At 65.7% G+C, this 16579-nt stretch carries 17 protein-coding genes and 1 pseudogene; 11 read left to right on the forward strand and 7 right to left on the reverse strand.

All coding sequences use genetic code 11. The features are described 5' to 3' along the window. Window positions 1–34: 34 nt before the first annotated feature. The 5 genes and pseudogenes from AC1DSF_RS24055 (at window position 35) to AC1DSF_RS24075 (ending at window position 5460) form a co-directional block, all read left to right on the forward strand. Window positions 35–1288, forward strand: coding sequence for a molybdopterin molybdotransferase MoeA (locus tag AC1DSF_RS24055; protein WP_478183547.1), 1254 nt, complete (start codon window positions 35–37; stop codon window positions 1286–1288). Beyond that, a complete protein-coding gene (locus AC1DSF_RS24060) occupies window positions 1285–3216 on the forward strand; it encodes a molybdopterin biosynthesis protein (protein WP_478183548.1) in 1932 nt (643 codons plus the stop codon). Before AC1DSF_RS24055 ends, AC1DSF_RS24060 begins: the two co-directional genes overlap by 4 nt. After that, entirely contained in the window at window positions 3213–3962 is a 750-nt protein-coding gene (locus AC1DSF_RS24065; RefSeq protein ID WP_478127918.1) for an ABC transporter permease, read from the forward strand. The genes AC1DSF_RS24060 and AC1DSF_RS24065 overlap by 4 nt, the downstream gene beginning before the upstream one ends. Before the next feature lie 62 nt (window positions 3963–4024). Further along, window positions 4025–4645, forward strand: a pseudogene (locus AC1DSF_RS24070) (ATP-binding cassette domain-containing protein); the annotation flags it as partial. Next, window positions 4642–5460, forward strand: coding sequence for an ABC transporter substrate-binding protein (locus AC1DSF_RS24075; protein WP_478183549.1), 819 nt, complete (start codon window positions 4642–4644; stop codon window positions 5458–5460). The pseudogene AC1DSF_RS24070 and the gene AC1DSF_RS24075, both read left to right, overlap by 4 nt. Before the next feature lie 62 nt (window positions 5461–5522). Here the strand turns inward: AC1DSF_RS24075 and AC1DSF_RS24080 are convergent, their stop codons facing one another. Then, window positions 5523–5834 (reverse strand): M23 family metallopeptidase, encoded by a 312-nt coding sequence (locus tag AC1DSF_RS24080; RefSeq protein ID WP_478183550.1) that lies wholly within the window; start codon window positions 5832–5834, stop codon window positions 5523–5525. Between AC1DSF_RS24080 and AC1DSF_RS24085 the strand changes: the two genes are divergently transcribed. Next, a complete protein-coding gene (locus AC1DSF_RS24085; RefSeq protein WP_478145019.1) occupies window positions 5818–6249 on the forward strand; it encodes a hypothetical protein in 432 nt (143 codons plus the stop codon). The two genes, AC1DSF_RS24080 and AC1DSF_RS24085, sit on opposite strands and share 17 nt — an antisense overlap. On the opposite strand, the gene AC1DSF_RS24090 is transcribed toward AC1DSF_RS24085, so the two are convergent. Both AC1DSF_RS24090 and AC1DSF_RS24095 read right to left on the reverse strand, forming a co-directional pair. Then, entirely contained in the window at window positions 6220–6765 is a 546-nt protein-coding gene (locus AC1DSF_RS24090) for a gluconokinase (protein ID WP_478145020.1), read from the reverse strand. The genes AC1DSF_RS24085 and AC1DSF_RS24090 overlap by 30 nt on opposite strands. Window positions 6766–6880: 115 nt before the next feature. After that, window positions 6881–7237 (reverse strand): hypothetical protein, encoded by a 357-nt coding sequence (locus tag AC1DSF_RS24095; RefSeq protein ID WP_478145021.1) that lies wholly within the window; start codon window positions 7235–7237, stop codon window positions 6881–6883. A gap of 199 nt (window positions 7238–7436) precedes the next feature. Between AC1DSF_RS24095 and AC1DSF_RS24100 the strand changes: the two genes are divergently transcribed. After that, window positions 7437–7883 (forward strand): SRPBCC family protein, encoded by a 447-nt coding sequence (locus tag AC1DSF_RS24100; RefSeq protein WP_478145022.1) that lies wholly within the window; start codon window positions 7437–7439, stop codon window positions 7881–7883. Window positions 7884–7914: 31 nt separating this feature from the next. Here the strand turns inward: AC1DSF_RS24100 and AC1DSF_RS24105 are convergent, their stop codons facing one another. From AC1DSF_RS24105 to AC1DSF_RS24115, 3 genes are all read right to left on the reverse strand, one after another. Further along, the gene (locus tag AC1DSF_RS24105) at window positions 7915–9048 is read right to left on the reverse strand and encodes a serine hydrolase domain-containing protein (RefSeq protein ID WP_478183551.1); all 1134 of its coding nucleotides are present in this window, start codon (window positions 9046–9048) and stop codon (window positions 7915–7917) included. A 34-nt stretch (window positions 9049–9082) separates the two neighbouring features. Further along, complete coding sequence (locus AC1DSF_RS24110; RefSeq protein WP_478127911.1) at window positions 9083–9364, reverse strand: immunity protein Tsi6 family protein; 282 nt, start codon at window positions 9362–9364, stop codon at window positions 9083–9085. A gap of 216 nt (window positions 9365–9580) precedes the next feature. Then, window positions 9581–10636 (reverse strand): RNA methyltransferase, encoded by a 1056-nt coding sequence (locus tag AC1DSF_RS24115; protein ID WP_478183552.1) that lies wholly within the window; start codon window positions 10634–10636, stop codon window positions 9581–9583. Between the two features lie 151 nt (window positions 10637–10787). Between AC1DSF_RS24115 and AC1DSF_RS24120 the strand changes: the two genes are divergently transcribed. Then, the gene (locus tag AC1DSF_RS24120; RefSeq protein ID WP_478183553.1) at window positions 10788–11831 is read left to right on the forward strand and encodes an ATP-dependent DNA ligase; all 1044 of its coding nucleotides are present in this window, start codon (window positions 10788–10790) and stop codon (window positions 11829–11831) included. A gap of 7 nt (window positions 11832–11838) precedes the next feature. Here AC1DSF_RS24120 and AC1DSF_RS24125 read toward each other — a convergent pair whose 3' ends face one another. Next, window positions 11839–12663, reverse strand: a complete 825-nt coding sequence (locus tag AC1DSF_RS24125; protein WP_478183554.1) for a FadR/GntR family transcriptional regulator — start codon at window positions 12661–12663, stop codon at window positions 11839–11841. 247 nt (window positions 12664–12910) lie between these two features. Here AC1DSF_RS24125 and AC1DSF_RS24130 point away from each other — a divergent pair, with 247 nt between their 5' ends. The 3 genes from AC1DSF_RS24130 to garD form a co-directional block, all read left to right on the forward strand. Next, window positions 12911–13720 carry an NAD-dependent epimerase/dehydratase family protein gene (locus AC1DSF_RS24130; protein ID WP_478183556.1) on the forward strand — a complete coding sequence of 270 codons (810 nt, stop codon included), beginning with the start codon at window positions 12911–12913 and terminating at the stop codon, window positions 13718–13720. Beyond that, window positions 13717–15015 carry an MFS transporter gene (locus tag AC1DSF_RS24135; RefSeq protein WP_478127907.1) on the forward strand — a complete coding sequence of 433 codons (1299 nt, stop codon included), beginning with the start codon at window positions 13717–13719 and terminating at the stop codon, window positions 15013–15015. Before AC1DSF_RS24130 ends, AC1DSF_RS24135 begins: the two co-directional genes overlap by 4 nt. A 23-nt stretch (window positions 15016–15038) precedes the next feature. Further along, window positions 15039–16579: galactarate dehydratase (garD, locus tag AC1DSF_RS24140; protein WP_478183557.1), on the forward strand; the 1541-nt coding region annotated here is incomplete at its 3' end.

Consider the following 16579-nt stretch of genomic DNA (forward strand, 5'->3'; position numbering starts at 1 on the left):
CGAGGCCGCTGCGTCCAAATCCTATACTGGCCGCATGCCGACACCCGAACGAACCGTCCCCGCCGATGTGCGCATGCGCGGCTTCACGCAGCGCGCGGAGGTGCCCGCGGCGCTCGCCTGGATCGACGCCCATACGCCGCTGCTGCATGGCGAATCCGTGGCGGTCGAAGAGGCCACAGACCGGGTGCTTCTGAGTGATCTGATCGCCCCCATCGCGGTGCCCGAGTTCGAGCGCGCGGCCATGGACGGCTATGCGCTGCGCGGCAGCGACACCACAGGCGCCGGCGACTACAACCCGCTGGAGTTCGCGCTCGTGGGGCATGCATGGCCCGGCCGGCCTTTCGAGGGCGCAGTGCCCGCGGGCGCAGCGCTGCGCATCATGACCGGCGCCCCGGTGCCGCACGGACTGGATGCCGTGGTGCCGGCCGAATACGCGAGCGAACAGGATGGGCGCCTGACCATCACGCGGGCCGTCGCCCCGGGCCAGCACGTGGGCCACATCGGCGAAGACATTGCGTGCGGCACCACGGCGCTGGTCGCCGGCCGGCGTCTGCGGCCGCAGGACACAGGCTTGGCCGCCTCGCTCGGTTTCGCTCATCTGGAGGTGGTCCGCCGCCCCCGTGTGCGACTGCTGGTGACCGGCAACGAAGTGCGCCCGCCCGGCGAACCCAAGGGGCCTTGCGAGATCTACGACGCCAACTCGATGACCTTGCGTGGCCTGGTCGCGCGCGACGGTGGCCTGCTCGAATCGCATCAGCGATTGGGCGACGACCCGCGGGTCATTGCACAGGCGCTGGGAGCGGCGGGTGCCGACGTCGTGCTCGTCTCCGGCGGCTCCAGCGTGGGCGCCGAGGACCATGCGCCGCGCCTTCTGGCCGAACTGGGCGAACTGGCGATCCACGGCATCGCGATGCGGCCTTCGAGCCCGGCGGGCATGGGCCGCGTGGGCGACGCGCTGGTGTTCCTGCTGCCGGGCAATCCCGTCTCGTGCCTGTGCGCCTACGACTTCTTTGCCGGCCGCGCGATTCGTCGACTCGGCGGCCGGCCCGCCGACTGGCCCTACCCCAAGACCCGCGCCATCGTGGCGCGCAAGATCGTCTCGCAAGTGGGACGCGTCGACTACGTCCGCGTGAAGATCGGCACATCGGGTGTCGAGCCGCTTGCGCTGTCCGGCGCGTCCATGCTGAGCTCGACCACGCGGGCCGACGGGTTCGTGGTCGCTCCCGCCGAAAGCGAAGGCTTCGGACCCGGGACTGAAGTCACTGTTCATCTCTACGAGTGCCCGTGAAAGCCCAATCGCAATTTCTCGATGTCGTCACGCGCGACGAGGCCGAGCGCCGGTTCCGCGAGCACCTGAAGCTCTCGCCACTGGGCTCCGAGACCATTTCTCTCGCCGACGCTCTGGGCAGGGTGCTCGCCGAAGACGTGATCGCCGCCATCGACGTGCCCGGCTTCGATCGTTCGAATGTCGACGGCTTTGCCGTGCAGGCCGCCGACACCTGGGGCGCGATGGAGGAGCAGGCGCGCACGCTGGCGCTCACCGGAGAGACGCTGGCGCCGGGCATGGTTCCGCGCCACGAGGTGGCAAGCGGCCAGGCGACGGCGATCGCCACAGGCGGCATGCTGCCGCGCGGCGCCGATGCGGTGGTGATGGTCGAATACACCGATGCCGATGCGGACGATGGCCGAGTGCAGATCCGCCGCGTCGCCACGGCGGGCGAGAACGTCAGCTACGCCGGCACCGACATCGCGCGCGGCGAAACCGTGCTGCGCGCTGGGCAGGTTCTGAGTTCGCGCGAGATCGGCGTGCTCGCGGCGCTCGGTCTTGCGAAGGTCAGCGCCCACCGCAAGCCGCGCGTCGCCATCTTCTCCACCGGCAACGAGATCGTTGCGCCCGGCGCGCCATTGCCCACGGGAGCCGTCTACGACTCCAACGCAGCCATCATCAGCGCCGCCGTCGAGGAACTCGGTGGCGAGCCCGTGCGCCTGGGCGTGATTCCGGACGACGAGGCTGCGCTGTCGGCGGCGCTCATGCGGGGGCTCGATTGCGATGCGGTGGTGTTCTCGGGCGGGACATCCAAGGGCGAAGGCGACCTCTCCTATCGGGTGGTCGCCGCGCTTGGCGACCCGGGCGTGGTGGCGCACGGTGTCGCGCTCAAGCCTGGCAAGCCGGTGTGCCTGGCTGTCACGCGGGGCAAGCCTGTGGTGATCCTGCCGGGGTTTCCGACTTCGGCGGTCTTCACGTTCCATGAATTCCTGGCGCCAGTGATCCGCGCCTTCGCAGGCCTGCCTCCGGAGCGGCGCAACCATGTGGCGGCCACGCTGCCCATGCGCGTGAATTCCGAGCGTGGCCGGACCGAATACCTCCTGGTCGGCTTGGTGCCGAGCGAAGCAGGCATGGCGGCCTATCCGATGGGCAAGGGTTCGGGCTCGGTCACCACCTTCAGTGGAGCGGATGGCTTCATCACCATCGGCCAGCACACGGAAATCGTCGATGCGGGCGCGCCCGTGCAGGTGCAGTTGCTGAGCCAGGGGCTCGATGCTGCCGACCTCATCTTCATCGGCAGCCATTGCGTCGGGCTCGATTGGCTGATCGGCGAGCTGACACGCCAGGGGCTTCGCATCAAGGCCATGAACGTCGGCAGCACCGGCGGGCTGATGGCCGCCAAGCGCGGCGAATGCGATCTGGCGGGCATTCATCTGATGGACCCGGCGACCGGTGTCTACAACCTGCCGCTGCTCACGCCGGCGCTCGAATTGATCACCGGATACGGTCGCATGCAAGGCATCGTCTACCGCCCGTCGGATGCGCGCTTCGAGGGGCGTGATGCTGCCGCCGCCATCGCAGCGGCAATCAACGAGCCCAGTTGCACGATGGTGAATCGAAACGCCGGCAGCGGAACGCGCATCCTCATTGACCGCCTGCTCGACGGCGCCAGGCCGGCAGGCTACGGCGTGCAGACCAAGTCGCACAACGCAGTGGCGGTCGCCGTCACGCAGCAGCGCGCCGACTGGGGCCTGGCGATCGACACTGTCGCGCGGCAATACGGCCTCGGCTTCATCCCGGTCCAGGAAGAGCGCTATGACTTCGTCGTGCCGAAGGCGCGCAGGGACCGTGCGCCGGTGCAAGCCTTCATCGCCCTGCTGCAATCGGAAGCGGCTCGCGAGGCACTGAGCCGGCTGGGCTTTCGCATCGACATTGCAAGCCGAGCGTGAACACCTTTGCGGATAGCTTCGCTGCGGCGGGGGGCCTCGTTGTATCGGTGGATCCTGTATTGCTGGCCATCGTCGGTCGTTCGCTCGCGGTCAGCGCAGCGGCTTGCGTTGCGGGATGCACTTTCGGCCTCTTGATGGGCGCTTGCCTTGCGGTGACCCGCTTCACCGGGCGCGGCGTGTTGCTCACACTGCTCAACACGCTGCTGGCATTGCCTTCGGTGGTGGTGGGGCTGGTCGTCTACCTGCTTCTGTCGCGCTCGGGGCCGCTCGGCTTCCTGGGCTGGCTCTTCAGCTTCAAGGCGATGGTGATCGCGCAGACGATCCTCGTGCTGCCCGTGGTCACCGCCCTCACCCGCCAGACCATCGAAGATGCCGATCGCGCTCACGGCGAGCAGTTGCGCTCCCTGGGCGCCGGCTCATTCATGCGTGCGTTGCTGCTCGTGTGGGACGAGCGCTATGCGCTGGTTACCGTGGTCATCGCCGCCTTCGGCCGTGCGGTGTCGGAAGTCGGTGCGGTGATGATCGTGGGCGGCAACATCGACGGTTTCACACGGGTGATGACCACAGCCATCGCGCTGGAAACCAGCAAGGGCGACCTGCCCCTCGCACTGGCGCTCGGGTTCGTGCTGCTGGCAGTGGTGCTGTTGCTCAACATCGGCATTGCAATATTGCGCGGCTGGCGCGAGCGCGTCGACGGCGGCGCGCTGGATGCATCTGCGCGGCGCCGGATCGAGGTGGCCTCGTGAAGCTATTCGATCTGCAAGGTGTCGACGTGCGCTTCGGCCACGTGCAGGCCCTCGTCGGGGTCAGTTTGTCGATCCGCTCCGGAGAACGGGTCGCACTGATCGGCGCGAACGGCAGCGGCAAGAGCACCTTGCTGCGCGTGCTGCACGGCCTCGTGGCGCATGCCGAGGGCACATTCGACAACAAGGTTCAGCGCTGGGCACAGGCCATGTTGTTCCAGCGGCCGCACTTGCTGCGCGCCAGCGTCCGCAACAACGTCGCGCTCCCGCTCTGGCTGCACGGCACGCGATGGCGTGAGGCGCAGTTCCAGGCAAGCCTTGCCCTCGATCGGGTCGGGCTGGCCGACCTCGCGCGGCGAAACGCGCGCACGCTCTCGGGCGGGCAGCAGCAGCGCGTGGCGCTCGCGCGCGCATGGGTGCTGCAGCCGGACGTGTTGTTCCTCGACGAGCCGACCGCGAGCCTAGACCCCACTGCCAAGCGCGAGGTCGAGCGATTGATCGGCACCGCAGCCGATGGCCGCACGCTGGTGTTCGCCAGCCACAACCTGGGTCAGGTGAAGCGGCTCGCAAGCCGTGTCATCTACCTGGAGCACGGTCGCATCGTGGTCGATCTGCCTGTTCATGAATTCTTCGCCGGCCCTTTGCCGGACGAAGCCGCCCTGTTCCTCAAAGGAGAGTTGGTATGAGAAAGATATTTTGTGCGCTCGTCATCTCGGCGAGCGCCTTGGCTGCACAAGCAGAGACGATCACGATGGCATCGACCACCTCGACAGAGCAGTCGGGTTTGTTTGCGCATCTGCTGCCAGCGTTCAAGCAGGCCAGCAACATCGACGTCAAGGTCGTGGCAGTCGGCACCGGCCAGGCGATCGACATGGCCAAACGGGGCGATGCCGACGTGCTCTTCGTGCACGACACGGCGGCCGAAGAGAAATTCGTCGCGCAAGGTTTTGCAGCCAGGCGCCTGCCTGTCATGTACAACGACTTCGTCCTTGTCGGGCCGAAGAACGACCCGGCCGGCGTGAAGGGCAAGGACATCGTCGCCGCGCTGAAGAAGATCGCCGCGGCCAACGCACCCTTCGTCTCACGCGGCGACAACAGCGGCACCGATGCGGCCGAGCGCCGGTTGTGGGCGCAAACCGGCATTGCCCCATCTGCCCAGCCTTTACCCAGCGACAAGAAGGGGGCTGGCTACAAGGAATGCGGCTGCGGAATGGGACCGGCGCTCAACATCGCTGCATCGAGCGGTGCCTACGTGATGAGCGATCGTGGCACCTGGCTGAGCTTCAAGAACCGTGCGGACCTGGCGGTGCTCGTCGAAGGTGACAAGCGCCTGTTCAACCAGTATGGCGTGATGGTCGTCAGCCCCGCGAAATTCCCGCAGCTCAACAGCGCGGGCGCACAGAAGTTCGTCGACTGGGTGACCTCGCCGGCCGGGCAATCGGTGATTGCAAGCTACAAGATCGGCGGCGAGCAGTTGTTCTTTCCCAATGCAAGCAACTAGATCGCTTCACGCCGCGCGAACGAACGACAGCCCCAGCGGGCGAGCGTGGATCGAGCGGCCCCTCAGGGAGCGGCCGGAAAGCTCACGACACCGCCGCCGAGCGGCAGCGCGTTGCGCCGTTCGCCCGTGACCGCGGTCGAGATCGGGATTGGCTCCAGCGTGTCGAAATACGGCAGCACCTGGGCGAGCGGCGGCGTGCGTCCGGTGAGCATGAGGGCGTCGAACTCGTAGGGCAGGCCGTTCGCGTGCAGGACCGACAAGCGATCCATCACCTGGAAGTGCGCGTGCGGCCCGCCGCCAGTGCCTGAGCTGCCGGCCTTGCCCATCGGCTGCCCGCGCGCGACGCGATCGCCCGGCTTGTACGACGCCCTCACGCCGGCACGGCGCGACGTGCTCGAGTCGATCAATCTCCTGCCGGAACGCGTCGCCACGGTGGCTTCTTTCGAGCAGGTGACTTCAGCTCCAGGCGTGCGCCAGGTGCCGATGACCATCCTGACGGCCGACCAGCCCCCGATCACCGCCCAAGACATCGCCAGCGGCGCCTTCCCGCCGAACGTGACCGCCGAGTTCATCGAGGCGCTGTGGTCGGCGCAAGTCTCGGCGCAGGACGCTCTCGCCAAGCGCTTCCCCGGCGCCAGGCATGTCACCGAGACCCGCAGCCGCCACTACATCCATCTGAGCAGCCGCGGATCGTGGCCGACGCGATCCGTGAAGTCGTCGACGCCGCGCGTCGCTGACCGGTCGGCGCGTTGGACGGATTCATTCCAGGCCGAGTGTTTCGATGATTGACTGCGACAGCACGGCAGCCGCTGGTCCGATGTCGATCCGGATCGCCGGCTCTGGCTCCGAAGGCTCCTCCAGATCGGCAAACTGGCTGTCCAGCAGACTCGTCGGCATGAAATGGCCGTGGCGTGCCGCCAGCCGCGTGGCAATCATTTCTCGAGAGCCGGCGAGATAGACGAACATCACGCCCGAGCCCCGGCGGTTGATCACGTTGCGATAAGAGCGCTTGAGGGCGGAACACGTGATGACGCCGTTTTCACCGGCATCGATGCGCGCATCGACCCAGTCGGCGATCTTCTCCAGCCAGGGCGCGCGATCTTCATCGTTGAGCGGATGCCCGGCCTTCATCTTCTCGACGTTCGATGGCGGATGCAGTTCATCGCCTTCCTCGAAAGGCCAACCCAGTCGGCCCGCGAGTATCGCCGCGACGGTCGTCTTGCCGCAGCCCGAGACTCCCATGAGCACCAGAACAATAGGTTGCGCCTGGGAGCGTCGCCCGGACGCGGATGTTCGTTCAGCCAAGCTGTGTCCTCGAAAGTGAAGCGGTATGGTGCCCATTGGCCTGGGCCAGTGCAAGCAATGATTGTTCGAATCTCGCGCAGCGCGCGCAGCGCTGGCCGCACCCGGCAGATCATCCTCAAACCCGCATGCGCAGACCAAAATGCCGGCGGTTGGCCCAGAGGTTGACCAGCGCGTCGAGCTCTGTCGCATAGATCGCCGCCTGCGGTGGCCCGAAGGTGCCATTGCCGCTGGGACTGGTGCGCATGGTCGCGTGCCAAAAGCCGTCCGACCGCTTCCTGTATTGGCCGAGGAACTCACAGCCCAGCGGCGCCGCGATCGAAAAATCGCATCGCCGGAGAAGGAGGCCATCGCTCTTCGAGCCCTCCACGCCTCTCGTCGAGACGAGCATGTGCTCCCCATCATCCTGGAGAACGCTCTCTCTCGGGATGCGGGTCAGCAGTTCCGGCGAAGGTCTTGATTCTGGCTTGTCCATAGCTCCTCCTTTATCGGCCGTCGTCCGACAAGTTGAAGGTGTGCGAATGGAAAAAGTTCATCCAGCGTTCATTTCGGAGGCCATTCCGCCCGAGACATGCCATATGTCGCAAGTAGACTGCGTGTGGCATGTCGATTTCCCCCGCGCTCGTTCGTCGTATGAACGAGGGCCGTCCTCTGCACTTCAGGAGAAAACATTCATGGGTACCAACACTGTCCGTTTGCACCGCGTCCTGCGCGCGCCGGCCGAGCGCATCTATCGCGCCTTTGTCGATCCCGCCGCTTTCGAGCGCTGGCTGCCGCCGTTCGGATTCCTCGGCAAGGTCCACAGCATGGAACCGGTGGTCGGCGGAGCCTGGCGCATGTCCTTCACCAACTTCGGCACCTGCAACAGCCACTCTTTCGGCGGCAAATACCTGGAACTGGTTCCGGGCCAGCGCATTTCCTATGACGCCACCTTCGATGATGCGAACCTGCCCGGCGCCATGAAGACCACGGTGACGCTCACGCCCGTATCGTGTGGCACCGAAATGTCGGTGGTGCAGGAAGGCATCCCGGAGGTGATCCCGCCGGAAATGTGCTACCTCGGCTGGCAGGAATCGCTCATCGCATTGGCCCAACTGGTCGAGCCGAACATTCCGGGCTGAGGGTCTCGCCGTTGCGCTCGCCGGCCTGCGATCAGCGTGGGGGCGGCAGCGCCCGCAGAACGTCCCTGAAAACCCCGAACTGCAACTTGAACGCTTCCGGGCTGTAGTCCTGGTAGTAGCCTGCCGTCACCACGACCACGAGGTCGCGCTCGGGGACGATGCGGATTGACTGCCCGCCTCGCCCGAGTGCGCCAATCCAATGGACCCCACCTGCAGGAGTCTGGACGCGGCCGAGCCACCACAGATACCCATAGTTCTGACCGTCCGTCGTCTTGACCTTTGGGGACGTCGAGGTCTCGATCCATTCCCTGGAGACGGTTTGTCGGCCGTTCCATCGCCCGCCCGCGAGCACGAGCTGTCCGATCTTTGCCATGTCGCGCGGCCGCATGCGCAATCCACCTCCGGCATCCGTATGCCCCTTGACGCGGCGCCACTCAAACTGCGTGATGCCCAGAGGCTCGAACAACACTTCCCGGGCGAATTCGTCCAGAGGCTGTCCTGTCGCCTTCCGAACAATGGCGGACACCAGCGCAAGCGCCCCCGTGTTGTAGAAAAACTCTCGGCCCGGCGGCGCAGTGGACGCCAGGCCAAGGACGTAGCGACAGGGATCTGCCGCCCGCCGCATGCGCGACTCATCGTTGTTCTCCTCGGTGGCCGGAGCCGCCTCCACCCACTCAAGGCCCATCGTCATGGTGAGCACGTGCACCAGTTGGATGCGATCCTTTTCAGGCGAACGCAAATCCGCGTACTCGGGGAAGAAGCTGAAGATCGGTTCGTTGACGCTGCGGATCAATCCGCGATCGATGGCGATCCCGAGTGCAAGCGACGCAACGCTCTTTGAAACCGACTTCAGGTCATGCAGCATGTCGGTGTCGAAGACGACATCCTTGACCCGGCTGCCAGAAAAGAAACCGGGGACCTCATCGGGACCGCTGAAGTACTTCTCGAACACCAGCTTCCCTCCGCGGGCGACCAGCACGGCATGGATGTTGGATGAGACCGCGAGCTGATCAGCCATCCCGCACAGCACCGCGGCATCGACGAGCTGGTCGTCTCCCGCGTTCAGCGCACCGCAGCGAGCGAGCGGACCCGCGAACGCCGGCAATCCGGGGAGGGATGCAAGCGCAGTCCCGCCAACGAGTGAAGCAAACTGGCGCCGTCTCATGTTGCCTCCATTGGCCCACATGAATCTGACGCGGTCAATCGGGCCTGAGTCCCTGCGCCAGCCTGGCAGCAACCCCTTGCGCGTCCGTCAGCGCGTTGGCGAACACGGCGTCGGAGCGTTGAAGCGCTCTCGTACTGTATTGCCCGACCATGATGTCGCGCAGCTTGGCACGGTCGACCGCCGCCTTTCGTTCGAGCACGGCCATCAGGTACTCGAGCTGCATCACGCTGGCCGCATAGATCGCCACCGAGGGCGCTCCAGCCAGGCGGCTGCGCGCCATATCGAGGGCAGCTCCAACAGTGGCGGTCGCATCCAAAATGGTCTCCTGAAATCTGGGGGGACGGGTGCTGTATGGCGGGTGGGGGTACCTTGCGCGCGTGCGATTGAACGACGGAGTTCAAACAATTGCACGCCCGACGTTGGGCTAGGCGTGAGACGCATTCGCCAGTAGGCTTCGCGCCAGATGGCAGCAGTGACCGATTCCGCGCCACCCCGATCGCCTTTGCGAGCCTCCGGCGACTCGGAACTCCACTTATGCCTCCAGGGACGGTGCGCGGTGAAACTTCACCGGCGCACCGGCTTGCACGCCGGCTGCGCGCGCCCGCAGCTGCCCGCAGCCGCCGTCGACATCCTGCCCGGCCGAATAGCGCAGCTTCGTCAGGATGCCGCGCTCGTGCAGCGTGCGCGCAATCGCCTTGCAGCGTTCTCCCGACGGGCGACTGAACGCCACCCCCTCCACGGCGTTGAAGGGAATCATGTTGAGCACGCCGTACTTGCCCGAGAGCAGCCGCACGATGCCTTCGATTTCCTCTTCACTGTCGTTGATGCCTTCCAACAGCGTCCACTGGTATTGAATCGGATAGCCGGTCGCGCGCGCATAACTCTCGCAGGCGGCAACCAGTTCCTGGGGGCTCAGGTTCGGCGCGCGCGGAAGGAGCCTTCTGCGCAACTCGGCGTTGGTCGTATGCAGCGACAGTGCCAACGCCGGCTTGACGCGGCCCTGCTGCAGTCGCTCGAAAACGCGAGGATCGCCCACCGTGGAGAACACCAGGTTCTTGTGCCCGATGTTGCCCGCGGTGCCGAGCAGATCGATTGCTTCCATCACGTTGTCGAGGTTGTGTGCCGGCTCGCCCATGCCCATGAACACCACCTTGCGCACGGGCCTGCGGGTGCGCGCGAGAGCGACCTGGGCAATGATCTCCGCGCTCCCGAGTTGGCGCAGCAGTCCGTCGCGACCGGTCATGCAGAACTGGCAACCGACGGCGCATCCGACCTGCGAGGACACGCACAGACCCTCTCTGGGCAGCAACACGCTTTCGACGGTCTGCCCGTCCGCCAAGGCGACCAGCAGGCGTTCTGAACCATCGGCGCCGGGGTGGATGGCCCGAATGCGCGCCAAGCCCGCGAGTTCAGCCTCGATGGAAGGCAGCGCCGCAAGCAATGATGACGGGAAGAAACTCTCCGGCCGGCGTTTTCCGCTCCTGCGCGGCAGCGCGTGCGACCACAGCCTGAGGACGCGATGTTCGTGCAGCGGGCCCGCTCCGGCGTCCTGCAGCCGTCGTTTGATTTCGTGGATTCGCGTCGACATCCGGGCGATTGTGATGGATGAGACAGAAGCCGAGGCATTGAGTCTGCTTGCGACTACAGCAGCCGCTCCGCGTCGGGCGCTAGGGTCGATCATGGCGTCCGAGCTTCCTTCCGAGCATTCATTTGCGCCTCGTTTCGGCAGCGTGCAACCGATGCTCGCATCCGTTGCGGCGCAAGTGCCCGAAGGCGAAGGCTGGCTCTACGAGCCGAAGTGGGATGGCTTCCGCGCGATCGTGTTTCGGGAAGGCGGCTCGGCGCGCCTTCAGAGCCGCGATACGAAGCCGCTCGATCGCTACTTTCCGGAACTGCTCGAAGCGCTCGCGCGTGCGCTCCCCGAGGGCTGCGTGCTCGACGGCGAGATCGTCGTCGCCGGCCCGAACGGCCTGGACTTCGACGCGTTGCAGCAGCGCATTCACCCGGCTGCGTCCCGCATCGAGCGGCTCGCGCACGAGACCCCGGCCTCTTTCGTCGCCTTCGACCTGATCGCGGTGGACGGCGCGGACATATCGGACCGGCCGCAGGATGAGCGTCGGATGCTGCTGGAGGCGCTGCTCATGGACGTGCCACCGCCCATCCATCTCACGCCCATGACCACTTCGCACGGCACGGCCGTCGGATGGCTGCAGTCTTTCGAAGGGGCCGGTCTCGACGGCGTTGTCGCCAAGCCGGCGGACAGCCCGTATCGGCAGGGCCAGCGCGCCATGCTGAAGATCAAGCACGTGCGCAGCGCCGATTGCGTGGTCGCCGGTTTTCGTTGGCACAAGAGCGGCGAGGATGCGGTCGGCTCACTGCTGCTGGGCCTCTACGACGACGACAACGTGCTTCAGCATGTCGGTTCGACGTCGGCTTTCAGCATGGAGACGCGACGCGCACTCGCCAAGGAACTGGCGCCATTGCGGCCGAAGACACTGGACGGCCATCCGTGGGCGCGCTGGGGCGATCCGAACGGCCAGGCGGTGCAGCGCATGCCTGGGGCGCAGAGCCGATGGAGCAGCGGCAAGGATCTGAGCTGGCAACCGCTGCGCATCGAGCGTGTGTGCGAAGTCAAGTACGACCATCTGCAGGGACGGCGCTTCCGGCACGCCGCCATCTTCATGCGCTGGCGTTTCGACAAGCCGCCCGATGCATGCCGCTTCGACCAGCTGGAAGTGGTCGCGCCCTATGCGCTCGCCGAGGTGTTCGCCGGCCAGCGTTGAGCGCGGCTCAGCCTTCAGGGAAGTTCGACCTCGCACTCGAATTCGCTCGCAACGGTTCTGCGTGCGCCTTGCGCTGCCGCTCGCGGCTGTTGACCAGATGGATGCGCATGGCTGCACGCGCCGCATCGGGATCGCGGCGCTCGATGGCCGCATAGATATCCTGATGCTCCTGATTGACCTTCTGCAGATGCTGTTCGCGTTGCTCGACGTTCAGCCATGACGATGAGATCCGCGTGCGCGGGATCACTTCCAGGCCCAGATGGCTCATCAATTCGCCGAAGTAGTGGTTGCCGGTGGCCTGTGCGATGGTGAGGTGAAATCGAAAATCGGGCGAAACCGTTTCACCCACGGTCGCGAGGTGCCTTTCGAAGTCGTCGAGCGCGCTGCGCATCTCCTGAAGATGCTCGTCGTTTCGGCGCAGTGCCGCGAGCCCGGCAGCTTCCGATTCGATGCTGGTGCGCAGTTCGAGCATCTCCAGCATGTCGAAGATGCCGCCGCCGCTGGATGCCGCATTGCCGAACTGGAAGCGGCCCGGCGCCGCCATTTCGAGGGCGAAGGTCCCCACCCCGTGATGCGTCTGGACCATGCCGGCGGCTTGCAGGCGGGACAAGGCTTCGCGCACCACGCCGCGGCTGACGCCGAAGGTTTGCATGATCACCGCCTCCGTCGGCAGCTTGTCTCCTGGCTTGATCGCCCGGCTCTTGAGCTGCCCGCCGAGAGCCTCGACCAGCTCGTGCGTCAGCCCCTTGCCCGGTCGGCGGCCGGCCAGTGACGCGGCGCGCAGATCGGTGTCCGCGGAGATTTCCTCAAGGGTGGGCGAAGGTTCTTGCATGCGCCAATCATAGAACTGTGCGGAGGTTGTCCTAGCACTTCCAACAACAAGTCGCTTTGTTGTAGGACATCCAATGATGGGTGGCGCGTTTTCGCAATCACGTGGCAGCATTCAGCTACAAATCCACCGCAGAAACTTGGGTTTACCCTAATAAATGCCGGCCAGAAGATCGAACATAGTCGCTACTTGTCATAGGACATCTGATGAGTAGACGGAGACTTTCATGCCCCCTTCACCCGAAATTACGTTGAAAAAAATCGCGTTGAGCGGCGCCGGCGGCCAGCTCGGCGCCGTTCTGCGCAAGGCGTTGGTCGCCCGAGGGCTCCCCTTGCGCTCCGCCGCCGGCCGCACGGCGCTCGTGCCGCTGGTCGACGGCGAAGACGTGATGCACGGCGACCTGCGCGATGGCGCCGTGGCCGACCGGCTGCTCGAAGGCGTCGACGTGCTGATCCACCTTGCAGGCACGAGCGTGGAGCGCCCGTTGCCCGAGATCATCGACAACAACCTGAGCGCCCTGGTCGCGGTCTATGAAGGTGCGCGCCGGCAGGGAGTGCGCCGCGTCGTCTTCGCGAGCTCCAACCATGCGATCGGCATGTACCCGGTCACCGAGCATCTCGGCCTCGATTGCGCGTTGCGCCCCGACGGTTTCTACGGGCTGAGCAAGGTCTGGGGCGAAGCGCTTGCGCGCATGTACTGGGACAAGCACGGCATCGAAAGCGTCTGCGTGCGCATCGGCAGTTGCCTCGAACGGCCGACCGAACCGCGCCACCTGAGCACGTGGTTCGGCCACGAGGATTTCCTGCACTTCATCGATCGCTGCATCGAAGCCGAGCACGTGGGGTTCACCGTCGTGTGGGGCGTCTCGGCCAACAAGCGCAGCTGGTGGAACAACCGCGGCGCCGAACACCTGGGCTTTCGGCCCACGCAAGACGCGGAGGCGTACGCCGCGGAAATCCTGGCCCGGCCGAACCCACTCGATGCCTTGGGCCAACGTTTTCAGGGCGGCAGCTTCGTCGGCCTGGACTACTCGCGCAAAGACCAAGGAGACACGCAATGAAGATCAAGGGCATTCGCTGGTGGATGGTCGCTCTGGTTTCGGCCGGATTGATCGTCAACTACCTCGCGCGCAACACGCTTTCGGTGGCGGCCCCCACGCTGATGAAAGACCTGAACATCACGACCGAGCAGTACTCGCACATCGTGGTGGCCTGGCAGCTCTGCTATGCATTCATGCAGCCGGTCGCGGGCTATCTGCTCGACACGATCGGCACCAAGCTCGGCTTCGGGCTCTTCGCGCTGGCGTGGTCGCTGGCCTGCGCTGCGGCGGCCTGGTCGACCAACTGGCAGAGCCTTGCGTTCTTTCGCGGACTGCTGGGGCTCACCGAAGCGGCCGGCATTCCGGCGGGCGTGAAGGCGACGACAGAATGGTTCCCCGCCAAGGAGCGGTCGGTTGCAATCGGCTGGTTCAACATCGGCTCGTCGATCGGCGCACTGCTCGCGCCGCCGCTGGTGGTGTGGTCGCTGATGCACGGGCAATGGCAATGGGCTTTCCTGATCGTCGGCGGCCTGGGCATCGTCTGGAGCTTCGTCTGGATGCTGCTGTATCGCCATCCGCGTGACCAGAAGCGCCTGTCGGACACCGAGCGCGACTACATCCTCGCCGGCCAGGAAGCCAAGCACAGCGATGCCGGCGCGACCAAGCGTCGCTGGACCGAGATGATCCGCAGCCGCGACTTCTGGGCCATCGGCATTCCGCGCATCCTCTCCGAGCCGGCCTGGCAGACCTTCAATGCATGGATTCCGCTCTACATGATGACCGAGCGGCACATGAACCTGAAGGAAGTGGCGATGTTCGCGTGGATGCCTTTCCTCGCGGCGGACATCGGCTGCGTGCTGGGCGGCTATCTCAGTCCGCTGTTCCACAAGTACTTCGGCGTGTCGCTGTTCACGTCGCGCAAGATGGTCTTCGTCGTCGGCGCGCTGTTCATGATCGGCCCGGCCAGCGTCGGCTTCGTCGAGAGCCCCTACATGGCGATCGCGCTGCTGTGCATCGGCGGCTTCGCGCACCAGACGCTCTCGGGCGCGCTGTATTCAATCACCTCCGACATGTTCGGGAAGAACGAGGTTGCCACGGCGACGGGGATGGGCGGTATGGCGGGCTACCTGGGCGCTGCCGCGTTCACGGCGTTGTTCGGCGTGCTCGTCACGCAAATCGGCTACAGCCCGCTCTTCGTCGTGCTCGCGGTCTTCGACATCATCGCGGCAGTGGTCGTGTGCCTGCTGGCTCGAAGCGGCGATCGGACACCTACCGCCCGTTGGGCGCCCGTGGGCGCAGGAGCGATGGCCAAGTGAGCGACCTGAGCAACTCGTGCAACATGACGAAGCCGCTCTACATCACCATGCACGATCGTGACAACGTCGCGATCGTGGCCAACGACGGCGGCCTGCCCGCCGGCACCGTGTTTCCCTCGGGCCTGACGCTGATCGACAAGGTTCCCCAGGCGCACAAGGTCGCCCTGGTGGACATCCGCGAAGGCGGCGAAGTGCGCCGCTACAACGTCACCATCGGCTATGCGCTCAAGGACATCCCCGCAGGCAGCTGGGTGCACGAGCGGCTGCTCAAGATGCCAGCCGCGCGAGAACTCACCGGCCTGCCCATCGCGACGGTCAAGCCCCCCGAGATGCCTCCGCTGGAGGGCTACACCTTCGAGGGCTATCGCAATCCGGACGGCTCCGTCGGCACCCGCAACATCCTGGCGATCACGCAGACCGTGCAGTGCGTGGCGGGCGTGACGGACTTCGCGGTGCAGCGCATCAAGGCTGAGCTGCTKCCGAAATACCCSAACGTCGATGACGTGGTGGCGCTGGAGCACACCTACGGCTGCGGTGTGGCCATYGATGCGCCGGACGCCGTCGTGCCGATCCGCACGCTGCGCAACATCAGCCTCAATCCGAACTTCGGCGGCGAGGTGATGCTGGTGAGCYTGGGCTGCGAGAAGCTGCAGCCCGAGCGCCTGATGCCGCCGGGCACGATTCCTCTGATCGACGAGCGAAAYGTGGCGGACGTCGGCGARAACGCGGACAGCAAGCTCGACGTCGTCTGCCTGCAGGACGAAGCGCACGTGGGCTTCATGTCGATGATCGATTCGATCATGCGCCAGGCCGAAGAGCATCTGGAGCGCCTGAACGCGCGGCGCCGCGARACCGTGCCTGCGAGTGAACTGGTCGTGGGCGTGCAGTGCGGCGGCAGCGATGCGTTCTCCGGCGTCACGGCCAACCCGGCAGTGGGTTTTTGCACCGACCTGCTCGTGCGCGCGGGCGCCACGGTGATGTTCTCTGAAGTGACTGAAGTGCGCGACGGGATCGACCAGCTCACCTCGCGCGCGACCACGCCCGAAGTGGCCGAAGCGATGATCCGCGAGATGGCCTGGTACGACGCCTACCTGGACAAGGGCCGCGTAGACCGCAGCGCCAACACCACGCCGGGCAACAAGAAGGGCGGCCTGTCCAACATCGTCGAGAAGGCGATGGGCTCGATCGTGAAGTCGGGCAGCGCGCCGATCTCGGGCGTGATCTCGCCGGGCGAGAAGGTGCGCCAGAAGGGGCTGATCTATGCGGCCACWCCGGCGAGCGATTTCATCTGCGGCACGCTTCAGTTGGCTGCCGGCATGAATCTGCATGTGTTCACCACGGGCCGAGGCACGCCCTACGGCCTGGCGCAGGTGCCRGTCATCAAGGTCGCCACGCGCGAAGACCTCGCGCGCCGCTGGCACGACTTGATGGACATCAATGCCGGAACCATCGCCACCGGAGAGAAGACCATCGCCGACGTCGGCTGGGAGATGTTCAGGCTGATGCTGGACGTCGCCAGCGGCCGCAAGAAGACCTGGGCGGAGCAGTGGAAGCTGCACAACGC

It is taken from the genome of Variovorax sp. 01N429, assembly GCF_056399425.1.

Excerpts from the sequence above, each read along its gene's own strand:
- AC1DSF_RS24135 (WP_478127907.1), top strand. The coding sequence starts at position 13,717 with ATGAAGATCAAGGGCATTCGCTGGTGGATGGTCGCTCTGGTTTCGGCC.
- AC1DSF_RS24120 (WP_478183553.1), top strand. The coding sequence starts at position 10,788 with ATGCTCGCATCCGTTGCGGCGCAAGTGCCCGAAGGCGAAGGCTGGCTC.
- AC1DSF_RS24100 (WP_478145022.1), top strand. The coding sequence starts at position 7,437 with ATGGGTACCAACACTGTCCGTTTGCACCGCGTCCTGCGCGCGCCGGCC.
- AC1DSF_RS24125 (WP_478183554.1), bottom strand. The coding sequence starts at position 12,663 with ATGCAAGAACCTTCGCCCACCCTTGAGGAAATCTCCGCGGACACCGAT.
- AC1DSF_RS24055 (WP_478183547.1), top strand. The coding sequence starts at position 35 with ATGCCGACACCCGAACGAACCGTCCCCGCCGATGTGCGCATGCGCGGC.
- AC1DSF_RS24105 (WP_478183551.1), bottom strand. The coding sequence starts at position 9,048 with ATGAGACGGCGCCAGTTTGCTTCACTCGTTGGCGGGACTGCGCTTGCA.
- AC1DSF_RS24095 (WP_478145021.1), bottom strand. The coding sequence starts at position 7,237 with ATGGACAAGCCAGAATCAAGACCTTCGCCGGAACTGCTGACCCGCATC.
- AC1DSF_RS24115 (WP_478183552.1), bottom strand. The coding sequence starts at position 10,636 with ATGTCGACGCGAATCCACGAAATCAAACGACGGCTGCAGGACGCCGGA.
- AC1DSF_RS24075 (WP_478183549.1), top strand. The coding sequence starts at position 4,642 with ATGAGAAAGATATTTTGTGCGCTCGTCATCTCGGCGAGCGCCTTGGCT.